The organism is Winogradskyella sp. (assembly GCF_028289625.1).
Classification (GTDB): Bacteria; Bacteroidota; Bacteroidia; order Flavobacteriales; family Flavobacteriaceae; genus Winogradskyella.
This window is the reverse complement of the sequence record NZ_JANQOM010000040.1, coordinates 15,748-36,806: the sequence shown is the minus strand read 5'-3', so window position 1 is coordinate 36,806 and position 21,059 is coordinate 15,748. Positions and strand designations below refer to the sequence as shown.

The 21,059-nt window shown below is 36.6% G+C and carries 12 protein-coding genes; all 12 read right to left on the bottom strand.

Features of this window, described 5'->3' with window-relative positions; translation table 11 throughout:
• Positions 1-94 precede the first annotated feature (94 nt).
• Positions 95-4,066, bottom strand: a complete 3,972-nt coding sequence (locus tag Q0992_RS08815; RefSeq protein WP_299522612.1) for an FG-GAP-like repeat-containing protein — start codon at positions 4,064-4,066, stop codon at positions 95-97.
• Positions 4,067-4,159: 93 nt separating this feature from the next.
• Positions 4,160-4,798: an HAD family phosphatase gene (locus Q0992_RS08810; protein WP_299522609.1), complete on the bottom strand. Its 639-nt coding sequence runs from the start codon at positions 4,796-4,798 to the stop codon at positions 4,160-4,162.
• A gap of 23 nt (positions 4,799-4,821) precedes the next feature.
• Positions 4,822-6,855: an OmpA family protein gene (locus tag Q0992_RS08805; RefSeq protein WP_299522606.1), complete on the bottom strand. Its 2,034-nt coding sequence runs from the start codon at positions 6,853-6,855 to the stop codon at positions 4,822-4,824.
• A 1-nt stretch (position 6,856) separates the two neighbouring features.
• Entirely contained in the window at positions 6,857-7,771 is a 915-nt protein-coding gene (locus tag Q0992_RS08800; RefSeq protein WP_299522603.1) for a type IX secretion system membrane protein PorP/SprF, read from the bottom strand.
• A gap of 10 nt (positions 7,772-7,781) precedes the next feature.
• Positions 7,782-10,556, bottom strand: a complete 2,775-nt coding sequence (locus tag Q0992_RS08795) for a gliding motility-associated C-terminal domain-containing protein (RefSeq protein WP_299522600.1) — start codon at positions 10,554-10,556, stop codon at positions 7,782-7,784.
• A gap of 92 nt (positions 10,557-10,648) precedes the next feature.
• On the bottom strand, positions 10,649-11,332 hold the full coding sequence (locus Q0992_RS08790) for an SDR family oxidoreductase (RefSeq protein WP_299522597.1): 684 nt from the start codon (positions 11,330-11,332) through the stop codon (positions 10,649-10,651).
• Positions 11,325-12,290 carry a M20/M25/M40 family metallo-hydrolase gene (locus tag Q0992_RS08785; protein ID WP_299522594.1) on the bottom strand — a complete coding sequence of 322 codons (966 nt, stop codon included), beginning with the start codon at positions 12,288-12,290 and terminating at the stop codon, positions 11,325-11,327. Before Q0992_RS08785 ends, Q0992_RS08790 begins: the two co-directional genes overlap by 8 nt.
• Before the next feature lie 87 nt (positions 12,291-12,377).
• Positions 12,378-14,021: a pyruvate dehydrogenase complex dihydrolipoamide acetyltransferase gene (locus Q0992_RS08780; RefSeq protein WP_299522591.1), complete on the bottom strand. Its 1,644-nt coding sequence runs from the start codon at positions 14,019-14,021 to the stop codon at positions 12,378-12,380.
• A 3-nt stretch (positions 14,022-14,024) separates the two neighbouring features.
• Entirely contained in the window at positions 14,025-15,023 is a 999-nt protein-coding gene (gene pdhA / locus Q0992_RS08775; RefSeq protein ID WP_299522589.1) for a pyruvate dehydrogenase (acetyl-transferring) E1 component subunit alpha, read from the bottom strand.
• A gap of 93 nt (positions 15,024-15,116) precedes the next feature.
• Positions 15,117-15,599 (bottom strand): cytidine deaminase, encoded by a 483-nt coding sequence (cdd, locus tag Q0992_RS08770; protein ID WP_299522586.1) that lies wholly within the window; start codon positions 15,597-15,599, stop codon positions 15,117-15,119.
• 76 nt (positions 15,600-15,675) lie between these two features.
• Entirely contained in the window at positions 15,676-16,905 is a 1,230-nt protein-coding gene (gene porV / locus Q0992_RS08765; RefSeq protein WP_299522583.1) for a type IX secretion system outer membrane channel protein PorV, read from the bottom strand.
• A 64-nt stretch (positions 16,906-16,969) separates the two neighbouring features.
• Entirely contained in the window at positions 16,970-20,821 is a 3,852-nt protein-coding gene (porU, locus tag Q0992_RS08760; protein ID WP_299522580.1) for a type IX secretion system sortase PorU, read from the bottom strand.
• Positions 20,822-21,059 lie beyond the last annotated feature (238 nt).

Below are 21,059 nucleotides of genomic sequence, written 5' to 3'. Positions count from 1 at the left end.
AATCGATTAAAAACATAAAAAATCGACTAAAAGTTATTTAAGGAGGAATTATAAAAAATGAAAGAATTTTACATCGAATCTAAGTGATAAGGTGTTACCTATTCACTGCAATCATCTTTGAAGTATTATCAATTTTCAACACGTAAAGGCCCGAAGCCGTATTCCCGAATTCCAACCTTGTAATACTGCCATTGTGGGTTCTGTTCGCCAAATCTATTTTTCTGCCGCTAATATCAAAGACCTCTATGTTCTCCGCACCATTGGTATTAGTGATATAAATCTCTCTATGGGTTGTTGGGTTTGGATAAAGAGTCATTGGTTGTTTATGCTCATCGATACTCAACGAACCATTAAAATAAGGTACAGCAAAATCAAAAGTATCCTCTGCAACAGCCTGTCCAATAAAGCGTCCAGGAATATCATCCGCTGGTGGATGGATACCTCCCCAAATTCTACTAAGGCTGGTTTGGTCTGAAGCATCTCTATAGGTTGCCCATTGCAACACTACATCCACCGAAGGGCCATCTTCAAAAACCAAAAACTCGTTGGCCTTTGCCACAAATTCACCTAAACCACCTGGGAAAAATTCACTCCCTGTCATCATGGTCATTAACTCTGCAGCGGTCCTAGAATATGTAGAATGTCCCGAAACATAGCCTGCAAAGGGCGGCGTAACAAAAGTAGGGCGCTGATATGGATACCAATCTTCAGCCAGAATCCATCCTACTCCAGCTTGATTTGTTTCTGTATCATCAATAAAATCATGACCTCGCCAAGTGTAAAGCTTTATCTTTCCAACATGCTGATTGGCAGACCCAGCTAATGGATCATCCATCTCAACAACTTCTATATAACCATTTATCAATGGTATTCCACCATGATCATAATTTGGTAAGGTGTTATCAGTGCTCTGACCACGCTCTGCCATAGCACGTATTGCTGAAATAGGGCGAATATAATCGTACCATCCCTTTACACTCCAAGCAGAAATTGCGGCATCGTGCATACCACCACCAAGAATAAAATAGGCCTTAACATCCCATTCTAATGGATTTAATATTTCACCCACACCTTCAAATCGTTTTTCAAATAAAGGGTGATCGTTTACATAATTTAATATAGTAAACCAATGGCCAGGTGGCGTTTCTGAATCAGGCCCATCAGCCCAAAACTCAGCAAGAACTCTGGCATAGTCGCCTCTCGGCACCATATTTACTTCATAAGGACTTCCAGTTATGGGATTTAAGGCATGACCGTTACTATTGGATCCACCATTGAAATAATCATAAAAACTTGGGTAATCTGAATAATTGGTTGGAAATGTACTAATATCCACATTACCTATTGAATTAGGTGAAATATCCCACATCACACCATCAGTTTGGTCTAAATGTGCTTGCCAAACAGATACCATAGTGAATCCCCATTTATAATGGTCACTATCAGTATTATCTTCGGTTAAACTTATATAGGGTGGATGTGATGGATCATGAAAAACATTGTAATTATTCCCATCTCTTTCATATACCACCATATCCTCTTCCTTTAAGGCAAATCCAAACACATTTCCCCATTCCGGGCTTAAAAACGGCGGTACGTTGCCATCTACTAGGTTACCACCTTGATCTATAAAGGTGTCGAGGCCCAAAGGTTGCCATCGATTTGGGTCATTAATAGGTGGATTGTCGTTAATATCAAGTGCATAAGCTTGATTAACAGGTTCATAATAAGCATTGTCGTATCCAGTAGCCTCCCTCGACCCGTCTTGCAAACCATAATCTATGATTGTCTGAGCTACAAAATTACCAAAGGCGGCTGCATCTCCGTCTTCATACATCAACGATATGAAATTTGTATTATAACCAAGTCTATCCATTAACAAATCTAATCGTGACTGTGTTTCATCGACACCAGGCGAGTTTTGAAAACGATGCGACAAAAGACGATACATTGCATAACTTATTGATTTATTTACAGAGATCTCTAAGTCTTCACTTGGGATAAAATCTTCTAATGCACTTGAATAACCATTTACAGTATTTCCAATGAGATAAGGCGTTGCCATATCATCATAAATTGACCAAATGTCATACATCGCCAAACTGGTATGAAATAAATTTCTGGCGTGTACCGTCGGTCTTGCAAAATCATCCCTAATAGCTTCCAATAGGGCTTCATTCCAGAGTCTAGCAATAGATATATCTTCAGGCAAATTGCCTACACCTAAATTAATATCAATAGCCACTACCAAACTTGAACACTGATTGTCTGACTCAATTACAGAAACACGACCTGTTTCTTCCAAATGCCATCTCACTAAAATCGTGTCAGTATCTTCACCCTCTAATATTTCTCCTCCCATAACTTGCCAATGAACTGTGGAACCAGGAGAAATGTTATAAGTATAGGTCTCTGTCCTTAAAAATGAAGAACTTGTATTGCCAACAATATCTTGAGATGGCAAATAAGCACAAGAACCATCATCTAGAACAGCATCTGGATTATAATTACACGAAACCGAATCTGTACAACCATAAATCTTTTGGCTCGGTAGGATGTCCAATACTTCCAAATCGACATCCTCGGTTAGTTTAATGGTTTTATTGGTACCTATATTATTATAAATATCTGATACACCCGAAGGCCATTTAACTTCCAGACTAAGGACCTCCGTGGCATTACCAAGCCCAAAATGAACGCCCTGCAAACTCTGACCCAAAAACCCGACACCAGAATAATAACGCTTAAGGATACCGTTGGCCGTAGTAATGGTCAAGGTTGTCCCTATGGCATCTCGATTTGATGTTGTTCCTTCCAATTGGACTTTCAGCCAGTTCTGGGACGTCTCGGTATCATCAAAATTTAAAAGCCTGTTTTCATAAAAAAAGCATTCTTTATTACTGTTAGTAACCAATAAATCTATATCTCCATCATTGTCGTAATCAAAATCCAAGGCTTCAACACTTGTTCCCAATTCATCTAAACCTAAACTCGTAGAGATATCTTGAAACGTGGCTTGTCCCTCTGCAAACAAATTCTTGAAGTAAAAATTAGGTTCGTTTGCTCTATCTTGTAAAAAATAACCGTTTACAATGATCAAATCCTCATCACTATCTAAATCGAAATCAGAGAACTTAGTGCCCCAAGACCACAAGGTATTATTAATACCAAAATCTGATGCGGTCTCAGTAAATGTTCCATCACCATTATTTGTTAGCAAAAAGTTTAAATCTATTGCTGTTATAAAAAAATCGAAATCACCATCTAAGTTATAATCACCTATAGTAATGGCCATATCCTCACCCGTAGTATTTATATTATAGTTAGCAGCCTCGTCTAAAAAACTAAATCCATTTTGGTTAATGAACAATTCATTGGGATGGTGTACATCGTTAGTTACGTATAAATCGATAAACCCATCTGTATTAAAATCAAATGGTAACCCAACAAAACTAGCATAGTTTTCAGTGCTAGATATACCTGTCGACTCACCAATAGCTTGAAAGCTCTCATCGCCATTATTAAGATATAGTTTATTTTGACCACAGCGTTGCCAATCAGCAATAAAGAGGTCTAAAAAACCGTCATTGTTATAATCAAACCATGTAGCACCCGTATTGCCGCATCCATTGACCTCAGTGATTCCTGAAGATTGTATTATATTGGTAAATGTACCATCTCCCTGATTACGCCATAATTGCACCCTGTCTAGAAAGGTCATAAACAAATCCGGGAAACCATCATTATTATAGTCCCCCCAATAAGCCCCATATTTAAAGCCTGCTAATCCCAAAAAATCATCTGAATCACTATCTGTATACAAATCTGTAAAACCCGCTATTAGAGTTACATCTGTAAATGAACCGTCGTTATCATTACGAAATAATCGGCTTATTGTTCGGGGATTTTGTGGATTATCCTTTGCTTTGGCAACAACAAAAATATCTAAATCATTATCCCCATCATAATCTGCAACGGCAACTCCGTTATTGTCCTCTAACACACCTAAGCCAACAATATCTTCTACACGATCAAAAGTTTGCGCATAGCTTATAAAAGTAGTCATTACTGTAAGTAGATAGGAAAAAAGGAAAAAATTGTAGTAGAATAATTTTCTTAGCATAAACCCTATTTTTTCATAAATATAGAAATTACCCTTTTAATCTAATAATTCTGGTAACCTAATCATACTTTTGAAAGTTTTGGTCGCTTTTTTCTGTAATTCGTCCTTATAATCGTGAGCGGTAAATCCAAATACATCAAAACCTCCATTTACCGCTGCCTCAACTCCTGTTAGACTGTCTTCTATCACTAAACAATCCTTTGAATCATATCCCATGGTCCTTGCTGCCCATAGAAATACTGCTGGATTTGGTTTCCATTTTTGAATAGTATAACAACTGAAAATATTTCCTTCAAAATAAGGCAGCAACCCTGTGAGTTGTAAATTAAGTCGAATTTTACTCTTAGGACCACTTGAGGCCACACAATAAGAAATACTTAAATTACTCAATAACTCTTTTACACCATCGATGGGTTGAATTTCGGCCTTGAATTTTTCCGAAGAACGTTGCCTGTATTGAAGCTCTAAATCCTTTGGTACTTCTTTCCCTATTAATGCCGAAATTTGATTTGAGCAATTCTGAAATGAATTTCCTTTAAAGTGTTGATAAGCATAGTCTAAATCTATGTTTGCACCAAGCTCGTTGGCCAATTCTACCATAACCTGATTGCTTAATGGCTCGCTATCTACTAAAACCCCATCACAATCGAAAATAATACACTTGTATTTGGACATATTAGCTGTTGAATTTACGAAGTCTAATATTCAACGATTTCGAACTCGCTGCGTCTATTCAATTGAAACTCTTCTTCTGTACAATCATTGTCGGGGCATTCCACAATCGGGAAACGTTCACCAAATCCTTGAAATTTAATGCGTCTTGCATTGACGTAGCCAACCAATGCTAAATAGTTTCTTGTAGACTCAGCACGCTTCTCTGAAAGAATTTGATTATAACGCGCAGTACCTCTACTATCCGTATGGGCACTGATTTTAATGTAGATATCTGGATAACGCTCTAACTTTTTGGCCAATTCATCTAATACTAATTTAGAGTCTTCGCGGATATTCCACATATCGAAATCAAAATAAATAGGCTCTAGCTCAAAGAACAATTTACCGTCCTTTTCTACGATAGGCGGACCTTCAATGTCCGTAAGCATTTCGAAACGTTTAGGATCCTCTTCTTTTAAATCCTCATCGATTTTTTTCTCGGCAATTATAATTTCTACGGGATCTGGTGGTGGCGGAGGCGGTATTTTATTAAGTAATAAAATATGCTCTTGATCTTGCTCTTCCAAAACCTTTAGCCTTAATGCACCCTCTTTATAGTTTTCGCTAGTAGCATTTAATACATAATTGCCTGCCAAGAGGTTTTTATTAAAACGCGCTATTGAGTCTAATACATTCTCATAAATTTTATTTCCCCTTTTATCCGCTAAAGTAACGGAAACATTTGGCACGTATTGTTCTGTTTCCTTATCCCTTATTACGAACTTATTAATGTATTCCCTAATAAAAATCTCACCTGTTTGATTAAAACTATAAATATTGTCGTCTGCTCGCTTTCTGTTTGAAGCAAAGAAACCTTGAGTATTGTTGTAATAATTTAAATTAAAGTCATCATATTGAGAATTGATAGGAGCTCCAAGATTTATAGGTCGGGTAAATTCATTATTCACAAACTCCGACACAAAGATGTCTAGCATCCCTAAACCTAAATGGCCATTTGAAGAAAAAAATAGGTGGCCTTCACTATTTATAAAGGGAAAATGTTCCCTATTTTCGGTATTAACAGTCGGTCCCAAATTTATAGGTTCGCTAAAGTTACCGTCTGCATTGATATCAACATAATACAAATCGAAATTTCCGATACCGCCTTCTTGGTTCGAAGAAAAATATAATCTTTTTCCATCTGGGCTTAATGCAGGATGTTGATAAGAAAATTCTTTTTTGTTAAAGGACAATTTTTCTGGTTCTGACCATTCACCATCAATAAAATTTGATTGGTATAAATGGATATTATTGTTTTTACTGTCGTCAAATTCCTTTTTACCTTTTGTGACATTACTTCGGGATATATATAGCGTTTTGCCATCCTTACTAAAACAAAAGTTACCCTCATGGAATTTAGAATTAATAGTCTCCGATAATTTTAACGCTGCGCCTTGAGATTCATTCTTTTCTGAAACTTTAATGGAATATAGGTCTAAAAATCGTCTTTGTGTCCATTTAAATTTCTTTTCAAATAATGCATTTGCATTGTCTTCCCTGTCGGAGGTAAAGTATACACGATCGTTGAAACGAACGGCACCAAAATCTGATGCCAACGAATTAAAATCTGCCAATTTAATCTTATAATCAGAATCCATGAGTCTAAAATCCTCAATGGTATTTATAGTCTCCTCTTTATTAAAAGATTTTGAATTGTTCTCTTTGTAAAGCTTTAAATAATCAAGCCCTTTTTCATAATCGCCCAAAGCCGATAATACCTGATAGAATTTAAAGTTGAACTCGTTATCATAGGCTTTGTCTGTCTCTACAAATCTTCCATTAACCAATTGTCTTAAATAACGTGACGCCCTTCTGTATTCAAAAATATTATAATAAGAGATGACTATATTCTCCAGATCTTTCTTATGGTTTTCATCTTCTAAATCAATTTCATAATACTTTGCTGCATTGATATAATCTCCTTTTTCGAAAAAGCGATCTGCTCTGGATTTTCCTTGGGAAAACACAAACTGCGAAACAGCTATCAAGTGTATGAATAAAATAATTTTTTTTAACATATTAATAGAATCTCGGAGATGAATACTTTTTACTTAATCCCAGGACATCAAATCGATAGGTTAAGATAAATTCGTGACTGCCGTTATTAAAGTCATTAAGCGCATTGGTATTAAAGTCGTACGCATAACCAAATCTTAAACCTGTAAATACTTCTACACCTGCCATAGCTGTAAAGGCATCATCATATCTGTAAGACACACCTAATTCAAACTTCTCTTGATATAACGCATTTGCCGAAATATCAAAGGATAATGGCGCACCATTAACATACTTCACAACTGTTGAGGGTTTCAGTTTTAAATCACTATTAATGTCAAAAACGTAACCACCGATAAGAAACAGATGAAGTTCATTTTGGTAAAACACATCGTTGTTTGCATCTATTTCATTCGGTAATAAGTTTGGTGACGATAGACCTACGTAATAATCTTCGTGAAACATAAACACTCCTGCACCTATATTAAGAACAGTCTTCTGCGTATTATCAAAAAAAGAATCACCGCTCACATTACTTTCAAAAACATTTGTGCTCAGATGATCAAAACCCGCTCGCATTCCAAAAGACATATTTAGGGTCTCGTTAAGCTTAATTTTATAAGCAAAATCCACACTAAACATGTTTTCGGTTTGTTTTATATTATCTCCTATTTCATCATTAAGATAGTTAAGGCTTATCTCTATTTTATCACTTAAGGGAATATTAGCAAAGGCGTTGGCTGTTCTAGGTGCACCGTCGATACCAACCCATTGAGTACGATATAGTGTACCCACCTCAACAAAACTTGGTTCATTAATCACATATGCAGGATTAACAATACTCATATTATACATGTATTGTGTGTAATGTGGTTCTTGTTGCGCATATAGTGTAGTGCAGCAAAAAAAGATTAAAATATAGTATAGTCTTATTTTCATTTTATTGCTCTCATCTACTTAAATATAGGCTTCCTTGAAATGCGTCGGTTATGCCATCATTTGGGTTAAACACATAGAAATAAGTCCCAGACGGGAGTCGATTTCCTATAGTTAAGGACACGTTAGAAGTACCATCAAATAATCCTGTGCTATTATTGCCTCTAAAAACCAAAGTGCCATAACGGTTAAATATCTCAATTTCATAAGCTGGAAAGATGTCTGGCAAATTACATAAATCCAGTACTTCATTTTCGCCATCGTTGTTATCTGAAATACCATCGTTAATTTCACAATCGTCACAGGTGCTATCATTAAAAGGCAGTAAGGTAACTGTAATTTGAGTTCTAGCAGATTCACACCCATCACTGTCTAATGCAGAAACATAATAATCTTCTCCATTTACCAAGAGCAAGTCCAATGGTAAAATATCCGTGGATTCTGGGGTATCGTACCAATTAAAATCAAAGGCTGAACTTAAAATTTCTAAATCCGTAATAGTTGCAGCATCTGTGAGGCAGAAAGTTTGGTTTTGCGCATTTGGAGCTTCGACATCCATAACGCTTACCGTTAGGATTGCCATTGAAGCGTTACATTGTGAATCTCCTTGTACGGTATACTGAAAATTGTAATCGCCTTCATCTAACAAAGAAACATCGACTATACTCCCATTAAGTGCATTTGTATTATCGATATCCTCAAAGATTCCACCCAAATCTGCAGAAGCATCTAGTACATTGAGTAAATCGACTTGAAGATCTGATCTACAAACCATGGTTTGCATGTCCATTCCTGCATTGGCATTTTGAACAACTGAAACGGTCACTATAGCTTGGCTGCCAGTGCAAAAAACAGTAGCGTCACCGTTATCAGGAACTGTATAGATATAGTCGCCAGCATCAAATGATGATGGGTCGAAAAATACGTCGTTAGTCGTGGCAACAAATCCGTTAGGTCCTGCCCAACTGCCAATAGTACTAACATCGCTTCCTAATAAATCAAATAAATTGAAGGCGGATTCATCGTTGCACACTTGTACAGCATTATCAGTCCCAGATAGATATTGCTCATAGATTGTAAATGAAAGGTCTGCTCTATCCAAACAATTGTTAGGTGTCATTGTAGAATAAACAAAATTGAATGTCTGCTGATCGTTAATTTCTGGAATAACAAAAGGGTTGGTAACTGGGTTACCTGTATCCAAATCGAACCAATTTCCTAATGGCCCAACGTATATGGGATCATCAATACCGTTGGTATTTAATAACGTAATTAAATCGATTGAACTACCAAGATCAGTTTCGCAAAAGGAAAGCCCAATAGTGTCTTCCCCTGCATAATTCTTGGGATAGATGACTATAACCACCTCAGCAGATTCCGCATCACAAAAGCCAGTAAGATCTGGAGTTGAAGTACATGCGTCTATATAATCGACAGCCGTAAAGTTATCTGGATTACAATTGACTTCTGGGCTTACCGTATATCTAAAAGTATAAGTTCCAGGTTCTGCTCCAACTAAATTAACCTGTCCAAGATACGAATATCCGGGAGTTGGTGTACAACCTCCACCATTAGTTACCAGACCTAAGTCTGAAGGACCTGAAACCAAACTCCATTGTGTACAGGCGTTTGAAGGATAATCGAAAAGAACACCGTTTTCGCTTGTAAATGCTAACTGATCGTAGAGATTAATTGTTGCAGGCAAAGACGAATCATCTTCACAGAACTCTGGGAAATTATCCTGAGAGAAAGGTCTTAAATATTCGTAAAGTTTAAAACTAATGGTCGTAGAAGCGTCTTCACAAACACCGGACCGTTGTTCTACAGCATACGTAAAATCAATATCTACACATCCAAATCTGGGATTATTGGTTACAATCTGTTGGTAGATATCATTGATATTTATTTCTGAATCTCCTAGGGAAGTCACCTGACCAAACATATCCATTTCCCAAGTTCCCTCTATGTCTTCCAGAAATAAAAATTGGTCATCGGTTAGGTCTATATCATTATCAAAATCTCCATTTAAGATTGATGTTTCACAAACCCTTTGATTTTGGGCTAATCCTGAAAACACCTGTCGAACTACAGAAATCTTAACTCTGGTTTCCTGAACAAGGTCACATGGTGCAATGCCTTGGACTCTGTAAACCAACTCAAACGTTTCTTCATCTACTAAAGGAGGGCCTGGAGCATAAGGAACAGTGACAGATAATTCAGACCCATTAATACCATTAAAATTAGGACTACTGCCCTCATACATCCATTGTCCATTTGCATGAGGACTAGGCAAAGATTCCAAGGCCTCAAAAAGATCCATATCTGGTAATGGAATACATAAATCCACAGGTGTTGATCCTTGATCACAAACCTGCACGTTGACACCATCTAAATTTGTTGGCAAAGCTATACCCGAAAAGGGCCCAAGAACCAAATTAATGGTTAATGCAACATCTGCCGAACCGCAATTACTATTGGTAAGTTCAAAACTATAATCGGTTGGAGATGTTGATGATTCGTTTAAGTCCCAAAGAGATAAATCACCCGTATTTTCATTTAACGCAAAAGTAAAATTTGGATCAAACCATGTACCTGCTTGTATGGTGTTACCGGTAAGATTAGTATATTCATCATATAAGTTAATGATTCCGTCTGGTGTGCCATCGTTATCACCATCTATTTGTGTCATGTCACAAATAACTATGGTTTCCTGTAGGTTACACTGTGCACTCACGGCTATAAACGAAAATATAGCCATGAACAATACCATACCTCTAAAGTTGTTCAAATGTATACTAATAATTTTCGGAAAAGATAAACAAAAAAATAATTGTGGACTATTACTTTCAAAATATTGACAAATTAATCCTAAAAAAGATTTTAAGGTGTAGAATTAGACACTTGAAGCACTTTACCATTGTAGTACTTGTTACCCGTAAGCGCAAAGTCCTTAATATACATGGCCATTTCTAAAGCCGTTGTTGGTGCCTGATAATCTGGAAAGGCTTCTTTTAGCATTTCGGTTTGTACAGCTCCTATGGCCAATACATTAAACTGTGGACCTGTTTCTTTATATTCTTCGGCCAACAATTCTGTTAACGTTATTACAGCACCTTTACTAGAACTGTAAGCTGCTAAACCCGGAAATTTCATACTGCCCTGTATACCTCCCATACTACTTATAGTAACGACATGGCTATCATTTTTCATAAATGGAAGCACGACCCGAGTCATTTCTGAAACACCGAAAACATTGGTTTTATAAACCTGTTCAAAATCGTTAATAGTGGTTTCAGAGAAAGGTTTATTTAGTAATGTACCAGCATTATTTATAAGTATATCTACGTGCTTCCACTCTTCTGAAATGAATGCTTCAACCCTAGTGTAATCTTCAATGGCACATAAATCGCACTCAAAAGATTTTACATTACTTAAATCTAATGATTGAATAGGTTTGGCATTCCTTGACAATGCCAAAACATGATGTCCTTGACTTGCAAAAAGCTTTACCAATTCAAACCCAATACCTCTACTCGTTCCTGTTATAATTATATTTTTATTCATCTTCTGTCAATACTACTTCTTTAGTTGGTGCATTCATCATACCTTCTAATGCAGGAATCATTTTAGTTATAAAACTTGTCATGTGCTCATAATCCATTTTATCAGGCTCATCATCAACATGGTGATAATAGTCGAAATTGGTGAAATCAAAGGTAGATATCGCATGCGCTGGCATGTTAAAAGCCTGGTAAAACGGAAAATTATCCGATCTATAGAATAGTTTAAATTGTTGCGCCTTTGGAAACAAGCCTAAAATCTTTTCACCTGCATATTTATTTAATGTTGGTGCAAAATTAGAGCGATTATAACCGCTCATGTACGCCATAGCCTTGTCTGCTGCCCTTGGTACACCAATCATTTCAAAATTAATCATAGTGTAAGCATCCAACCCCTTGTTCTTCAATCGCTCGGCTAAATGTGCAGATCCTTTGAGACCCATTTCTTCTGCTGCATACAAAGTAATCAGAATACTACGCTTAGTGGTTTTTGATTTGGCAAAATATTTACCAAACTTCATGGCAGCAACAGTTCCTGAAGCATCATCGTTAGCACCGTTGGCAATACTATCTCCATCAACTTCTTTCCCCTTTCCTATGTGATCGTAATGACCACCAAGAATTACAAATTCATTTTTCAGTTCTGGGTCGTTACCTTCAATCATACCTACAATATTATAACCAACGATTTCTCCAATATTGAAGGAATCCCTATAGGTCTCAAAGTAAGGTTTGATGTTATTCTCTTCGAAGTAATTTTCAATAAAAACGGCTGCCTTTTCTATACCTTCAGTTCCTGTTGCACGTCCTTCCAATTCATCAGAAGCTAGAAATTCCATACTCTCTTGAATGTCCCTTACTGTGATGGTTATTTTTTTTGAACCTTCTTCATCCGCGCTTTTTTGTTGGACTCCACAAGAAAATAATAGTGTAACAGTAACAAGTAAAAGCGTTTTTTTCACGTTGGAATATTTTGGGTTTAAAGATAAAAAATCCTATTTCAATGGATTGAAATAGGATTCTTAATTTATTACTTATTTAATATTTTCTTATACAAGCATAGTTATCGGATTCTCAATGTAGCCTTTTAAAGTTTCGAGGAATTGTGCTCCCGTAGCTCCGTCAACCGTTCTATGATCACAAGCCATCGTGAGTTTCATTGTATTACCTGGAACCACTTCACCATTTTTTACCACTGGTTTGGATACTATAGCTCCAACCGATAGAATCGCTGAGTTAGGTTGATTAATAATGGAAGTGAAACTCTCTATACCAAACATACCTAAGTTAGAAATAGTAAACGTACTTCCTTCCATTTCATCCAAGGTTAGCTTCTTGTTTCTTGCTTTACCAGCGAATTCTTTTACAGCTGCTCCTATTTGCGTTAAGCTCTGCTCGTTAGCAAATTTCACAACAGGGACTACCAAACCGTCAGGCACTGCTACAGCAACTCCGATATGTACATGATTGTTGAGCTTCATTCTATCATCAAACCATTGCGAGTTTACTTGCGGATGTTGCTTTAATGCTAAGGCGCAAGCTTTTACAATCATATCGTTGTAAGATATCTTAGTATCAGGTATAGAATTATACTGTGCCCTAAACGCGATAGCATTCTCCATATCAAATTCCACATTTAGATAATAATGCGGAGCTGTGAATTTAGACTTGGCTAAATTCTTAGCAATTGCCTTTCGCATATTTGAGTTAGGAACTTCATCAAAGTCTTCTTGACCCGAAGGCACAAACTTAGCAACCGGAGCAGAAGATTGAGTTGCAGCCGAAGGTGTAAAGCTCTCAATATCCCTTTTAATGATTCGGCCATTTTCCCCCGAACCTTTAACTTGCGATAAATCAATGCCTTTTTCTGCTGCCATTTTCTTGGCTAATGGAGAAACAAAAATTCTACCATTAGCACTTGTAACAGGCGCTGCAAACGCTACAGCTTCTGATTTAGCTTCAATAGCTTTTGGAGCTTCAACGGGCTTTTCTTCTTTGTTGGCTGAGCTAGCTGAAGTCTTTGGCTCTGGCTTTGGCTCAGCACTTCCTGCCTTAAAGTTTTTGGCAACATTGGACACATCTGTACCTGCAGGCCCTATAATAGCCAATAAAGCATCAACTTTTGCAGATTCTCCTTCTTGCAATCCTACATGAAGCAATGTCCCTGATTGGAAAGATTCGAATTCCATAGTAGCCTTGTCGGTTTCAATCTCGGCCAAAATATCTCCTTCTTCAACCTCATCACCAACTTTTTTCAACCAAGTCGCTACAGTACCTTCTTCCATAGTATCACTTAAACGAGGCATCGTTACGACAATAACACCTTCTGGCAGTTCCTCTGAAGATTCATCAAAATCAACATCAGAAACATCTGCAATGGAATCTTCTCCTTCTGGAATGGCATCAGATTCTTGTACTTCAGCGTTTCCGTTTAACAATGAAGAAATGTCTTCTCCCTCTTCACCAATAATTGCCAATAAATGATCTACTTTTGTGGTTTCTCCTTCTTGAACGCCTATGTGTAAAAGCGTGCCTTCATAAAAAGATTCAAACTCCATGGTGGCTTTATCGGTCTCAATTTCAGCTAAAATATCGCCTTCTTCAATCTTATCACCAACTTTCTTTAGCCAAGCCGCTACGGTACCTTCTTCCATGGTATCACTTAAACGCGGCATATTAATCACTTCTGCCATAGCTTATAATTTATGTGGTATAAATGGGTAATCTTCTTGTTCGTAAACTGAGTCGTACATCACATTTATTTCCGGGTAAGGAGATTCTTCAGCAAACTTTTCACACTCGGCAACACGTGCTTTAACACGTTTGTCTATGTCTTTTATTTCGTCTTCAGTAGCGTAGTTCTTTTCTAAAATAACATCCTTAACTTGAGTAATTGGATCTATCTTCTTATACTCTTCCACTTCATCTTTAGTTCTATAATGTTGAGCATCGGACATTGAATGTCCTCTGTATCTATAGGTCTTAACTTCTAAGAACGATGGTCCACCGCCTTTTCTTGCACGCTGTATAGCTTCATCAAAAGCTTCTGCTACTTTTACAGGATTCATCCCATCTACCGGACCTGATGGCATTTCATAACCTAAACCTAATTTCCAGATGTCTGTATGGTTTGCCGTACGTTCTACAGAAGTACCCATAGCATAACCATTATTTTCGCAGACAAAAATTACCGGTAAGTTCCAGAGCATCGCCAAATTAAACGTTTCATGAAGCGATCCTTGTCTGGCCGCACCATCACCAAAGCAACATAAGGTAACCGCATCACTACCGTGGTATTTATCACCAAAGGCTATACCAGCACCTAGAGGTATTTGACCTCCTACGATACCATGGCCACCGTAAAATCGATATTCCTTAGAGAAAATATGCATGGACCCACCTAAACCTTGGGATGTTCCAGTTGCTTTTCCAAATAATTCTGCCATCACACGCTTTGGATCAACACCCATACCGATAGGCTGAACATGATTTCTATAAGCTGTAATCATTTTGTCCTTGGTTAAATCCATGGCATGTAAAGCACCTGCTAAAACTGCTTCCTGTCCATTATATAAGTGAAGAAATCCACGAACTTTTTGTTGAATATAAACTGCGGCGAGTTTGTCTTCAAACTTACGCCAAAACAGCATATCCTCGTACCATTTTAGGTAAACTTCTTTAGTTATCTTTTGCATTTTTTTGATTCGTTCTTTTTAATCAGAATAACAAAAATAAGATATTAGTCAATAACCAAAAAACCGAAAATTGTAAATTTTGAAACGAAAACGTTATAGGAAACTTCTATCGAAACCTAATGGCAATAAATTTGCCAATGAGTTTGATTTCACAACCTTTCCCGTGGCACCCATAAAATAAATCTCTATAGGTAAATCTTGCTTTATCTCGTACTCAGCAATTGCTTGTCTGCACGCACCACATGGTGGTATTGGTTTATCTGTTACTTGATTATTTGAGGAAGCTGTAAGCGCCATTATAAGCATTTTAGCATCAGGATATTTTGCACCTGCGTAAAATATTGCTGTACGTTCGGCACATAGGCCCGAAGGATAAGAGGCATTTTCTTGATTACTACCTGTAATAATCTCGTTATTGTCTAACAAAATGGCCGCGCCAACTTTAAACTTTGAATAGGGCGCATAGGCATTATCCCTAGCTTCTGCAGCAGATGCCATTAATTTCTGAACATTATCAGGAAGATCACTAACATCATCAAAAACTTGCAGCTTAGTTTCAATACTTACTTCCTTCATATTTCAAAATCTGTTTTAGACAAAAAAACTATTGCTTTTGAGACAATAGTTTTTAAAATACTTTACTTATTTGTTTCTAATATTCATCATATTCTCCATCTCCAAAATTAAACGTCAATGAAAAACGCAATGTGTTTTCTAACGGACTTTGCACTCGCGATGCCGAGAATAAATAGGACAAATCCAAATTGATTGTGGTGTACTTAAATCCTGCACCTAAGCCAAAAAACCTACGTGCACCTTTATCTTCAGCTTCATTAAAGTAACCTGCCCTAAACGCAAAGTTTTCTTGATAGGTATACTCTGCACTTAAAGCCCAAGTAAATTCTCTCAGTTCTTCGCTAAATCCACCTGGTGCATCACCAAAAGATTGAAACACCCCATTTAAAAAACTAACATCATTATCTTGTCCTTGAGTTATAATGGTTGGTTCATTTTCATTTACATCAGGTGTACTTGGATCATCTTCAGTTTGGACTCCATCACCATTACTATCTACAAATCCGAATAGTGGTGGCGTAGGCACCAATAACTTAGTGACCTCAGCAGTAACAGCTAATTTGCTGTATTCATCAAATATAAAATCAAAGCCTCCACCCAGTCTTAAAATTGTAGGTTGAAAATTTTCCCTTCCACCATCATCATAGCTAAATTTGGGACCAAGATTCTGAATGGCAAATCCTAACCTCCAACGTCCATTAAAATCATTATAAGCCTCTTCCTCACTTTGATAATATCCGGTTATATCAGCACCAAAAGAACCTGCAGCATCTGCATTCGGATCCACTTGATCTATTCTTAAGTCCGATCTTAGATAGCGTATTGCCACAGACATCGCAAATTGATCGGCAAGCCTTAGTGTATAAGCTATATCTGCAGTTAACTCGTTTGGTTGAACATTAATACCAGGATCGTCTTGACCCTGTGTTAAGGTAATTTCACCTAAACTAAAATATTTAAAGCTGGCAGAAACCGCACTGAATTCATTTAATCTGTTATAATAAGTAGCGTAACTTATTGAAATATCATTTACTAATCTACTTAAATATGGTGTATAACTTAAACTCACGCCAGATTTTGCTTCGGAAAATACATATTTTGCTGGATTGTATTGTTGGGAATATGCATCCATTGATGTAGCTACACCCATATCTCCCATCGCTGCTGACCTTGCGTCTGGCGCAATTAGCATAAATGGAACACCAGTAGTAATTACAGAAGATTGATCAGGGAATGTTATGGTTTCTTGAGCAAAAGAAAAATTGAATATTATTAAAGCGACAAGGATTAATACGTATTTCTTCATATTGAATATTAAGTTCTTAATGCTATGTGTTTAACGTTAAACAGCTAGCAAATATAGTTTATTATTAGAGTATGACAAGTTTTTGAATCTTTTCAACTTGCTTATTTAAACGGTTAGATCTCACTTTTAGTTTATAGACATAGACTCCTTTTCCGATTTTATCTCCAAAATCGTCCCTACCATCCCAAACAATGTCTTTAGATAACGAACTTACAGACTTACTTCCACCTGTTGTTTGTCCATTCAATGTTCTTACCAATTTCCCAGAAACTGTAAATATTTGCACCGAAATATCCAAAGGCTCAACACTATTATGATTAAACCAAAACTCTGTGTAATTGACAAAAGGGTTAGGATAATTTAGAACATTATTAATAACTAACTCCTCGTCTTTATCGAATACTGTAAATTGAATCTCTGAGGTAGAGGAATTATTATAAACATCCCAGGCCTTTAGAGTTAGTGTGTGCAGCCCAGGCTCTAAATCCCTAAAGGGGAAAGTTACGGTGCCGTTGGTATAGTCATCTATATTAGCCTGATAGTAGTCATTCAGTACTATGGGATTGGTTTCATCACCATCAATAATGGCCGTGATATCATGGCCGATACCACTTGCCGTATTTATTCCGTTATCATCTTGTAACTTGGCCAGTAAATTAGGTGATTCATTGGTTATACCACCAGACACAAAGTTTTCGTCATTCATAAATAGATTAATGACTGGCCCGATATTATCTTCTGGAGCATTTTCATTTATTCCACCGACTTGAATATCAAAATTCGCACCTGCCTGGTTAGACAATGGATTAGTTGTTTGTGCATAAAAACTTACTTTTCCATTACCTACAGGAATAATAATATCTCTAGGCACTACAAAATCGAACTCAAATTGTCCATTGGTTATACTGGCCTGACCTCTAAAAATAATCTCACCAAGAGTTGTAAAATCTAAGATAACTTGACCGCTGTTGTCGGAAACTCCATCATTTGCCAAGGTCTGTCGTTCTATCCTTTTATCATATACTGTAGCCGTTAAAGTACCATTATAGTTTGCAAGTAAATTACCGTTAGTATCTACCACTTCGCCAGCTAATTTGGTATAACTTAAGGCTTGCAGGGTATCGATAGGTTGTGTGATATCTACATCATTCACTCTCGTTAACCTAATGTCTGGCTCAGGAAACGCTAACTTCATGGCTGGATCTCCAATTAAAAAAACCAGTCGCTTTTGCGATGAACTGCCTAAACTATTATCCGTCTTTGTTAAACGTAATGCTTCACCGATAGTCGGATAGTCATTGGATCCAAAAGCAAATAAATAATCGTCTAATACATTATTAAAAGTAACACCTGTAGTTACAAAGATTTGTCTAGTGGTTGTCAATAAAGCTATAGCACCACCATTTTTATTCCAAAACGTAAACTCACCAGCTGTAGGTCGATTTGGGTCATCGAATTTGGTATATTCACAAGTTACAGTGACAAATAGATTAAACTTACAAATGTTATTAATCTCTTGAGCATCAAAAATATCAAAAATACGCTCTTTAGCTAGTCCATTTTCACCACCGTGTCCAAAGTAATTTACCACACTGGCTCCTACTTCTATTGCATCCCTAGCAGCTTTATTAACTTCTGGATACCTATCACCTGCAGAAGATGATTCCTGTTGAAAGGCATCTGAATGGATTTTAATGACATTGAAAAATGGTTTCTCCGTTTCAATTTCTGTACCTAAACCATCTGTCGTTTCTTGTAAGATTCGTTCCCATAACTCATCAACGTCATCAGAAATAAGAAGTACATTATTGCGCCAACTTCCATAAGCTTCAGGTTGATGATAGGCTTCTATTTTATCTACCATTTCTCTCGCACGCTGAAGATCTTCTGCCAAGATTCTACCAACGGCTATGTCCATTCTATCAGCACTACCCATTGAGCCTTCGTTTTCGTCCATCATAGTATAAAAATCATCAGAAACAAATGAATTGGTGAGACTAAAACTACTTGTAGAATACCAAGATGGTACTAAATTGGTATTATTATTTATTCTGTCTTTATAATCGTAGGACCCTTCCCCAAATAGACATAAATATTTTAATCTTTCAGCTTGAATACTTGCATTATCATAGACGTACTTCACAAAGTTTCTTAATGCAGCTATATCTTGACTACCAGTACTGAACTCATTGTAAATAGTTTGAAGATCAACTACCCTAACATTAAGATTGTATAAATTTCTATTGATTTCTGCTAATCGCTCTGCTTGTGATAAAAGCTGTGCTGGTGATAAAATGATATAGTCAATATCCTCAAAAGCTCCCTGAGAATTATTAAAAATCGTTCCTTTTAAGTTTTGATTAGCTAATCTTGTATCAGAGTCTCTGGATGGCTGTAGAAAATTACCAGACGAAAATGCCAAATAGGTTCTTTCTTCACCTGATAAAGCTTTAAAGGATATTGTGCTTTGGCTTTCTGAATTCAAAAAATTTGTAACGTTAAACCTATCGGTGACATCCCAGATTTCTTGTACTCCTGATGCATTAGACAAATTATATTCTGCAATTCCTGAGGTTGTTATAACTTCCCTATTGCTAAAAATCAATTGATCACCTGCATATGTTAAAGCTCTTGTAGCTTCAATATTAATGTAATCTAAATACGCGTTAGCTGAAGGGTTTCCATTATTGCTATAGTCTAAAGTAACTGTTATTAAATCAGAAGAAATAGTTAGGTTTTCACCATACGAAGCCGATGTTCCTAATACTGAACCAGGATTGATAACACCTAAATTTAAACTAGACACAAAATTACCGTTGATAGTAATGCCCATAGTAGTACCAGATGTCTCGGAAACTGAGCCAACAGCAATATCAAAACGAACCGGTTGGCTAGTCACCAAATTTGGAAACTGGAAATTATACACACGCTGATTCTCAATATCAAATTCATCACCAAACCATCGCCTTCCTAATTTTGCCAAGTTATGTTCATCAACTTCATAAAATTGATAGTCTTGAAAAGTGTCAATTATAATATCGGTAGGTGCATCGATATTTGGCATGGCTTGAATTCTTTTACCATTACCTGAACTGACATTTACATAATAATAGGTCTTATCGGTATATAAATTTAAATTGGTTTGACTCTCTTGACTATATGTAGTTGGCCCTTCACCATAAAACAAAATATAATCGCCATTATCAAAACTACCATCTTCTTCACCTACAAATTTTATGGCATTTTCAACAACATCAAATGGATAATTCTCAGAATTTAATAATGGCAGCATCCTTCCGCCGTTACCATATATTTTTATGGTTCTAGGGTCAACGGAGTTGGTGTTAATCCCCAAGCTGTTTAGAAATCCTCTGGTTAATCGAAAAACACCTGTTTCCTCAATATAAAATTTATACCAATCACCTGTGCTTAACACTGAATTCGTGATTTCTGAAGTCTTAGGTGTAAATGACCTACTGGACCCTGTGGAATAATTTACAGTAAAGGACTTAACTTTTTTATAAATACCTCTATCCCTAATAATGGGACTTATTTCAAAATAATAGGCGCTTTTGTTTCTGGCTTTCGTATTTACAAGTCGGTACTTAATTTCATCAGGGATAAGTTGTGGATTTAAATTCTTAAGCTCGGATTGGCTAATGGTCTCATAAGAGATATTTGATACGGTTACTGTATTCTCATCAACAAATCCGCCATTACTTTCCCATTGAGCGAAAAACGTCAAGCCTTTTTCATCATCAAAATTAAAATGTTTAGCATCAAAGCTTGGAACCGTAATTTTTTCAAAAGCAGTTTCCAGTACCGTTTCCCCATTCCATTCAATATTAAACTGTTTTTGTTGCCCAAAACAGAATAAGGTCAATAACATTGAAATAAAAATGTAGCAATTTTTCATTTAAGATTCTAGTGGTTTTTGGTATGCAGTAAATTCAAAACTATTAGGATATCGCTAACCCGACATTAAAGCTCTAAATTCACAGTAAAATAACGCCTAAATTTTTATGTTATTATAAGGCTCTATTTTTTATTTCAAAAATACAACAATAATTTATTTTGGCACCCGTTATTAAAGAGCAAAATACCTCGATAAATTGCCAAAAATCCGTTATTGTGTATAAAAAAAAGGATGAAAT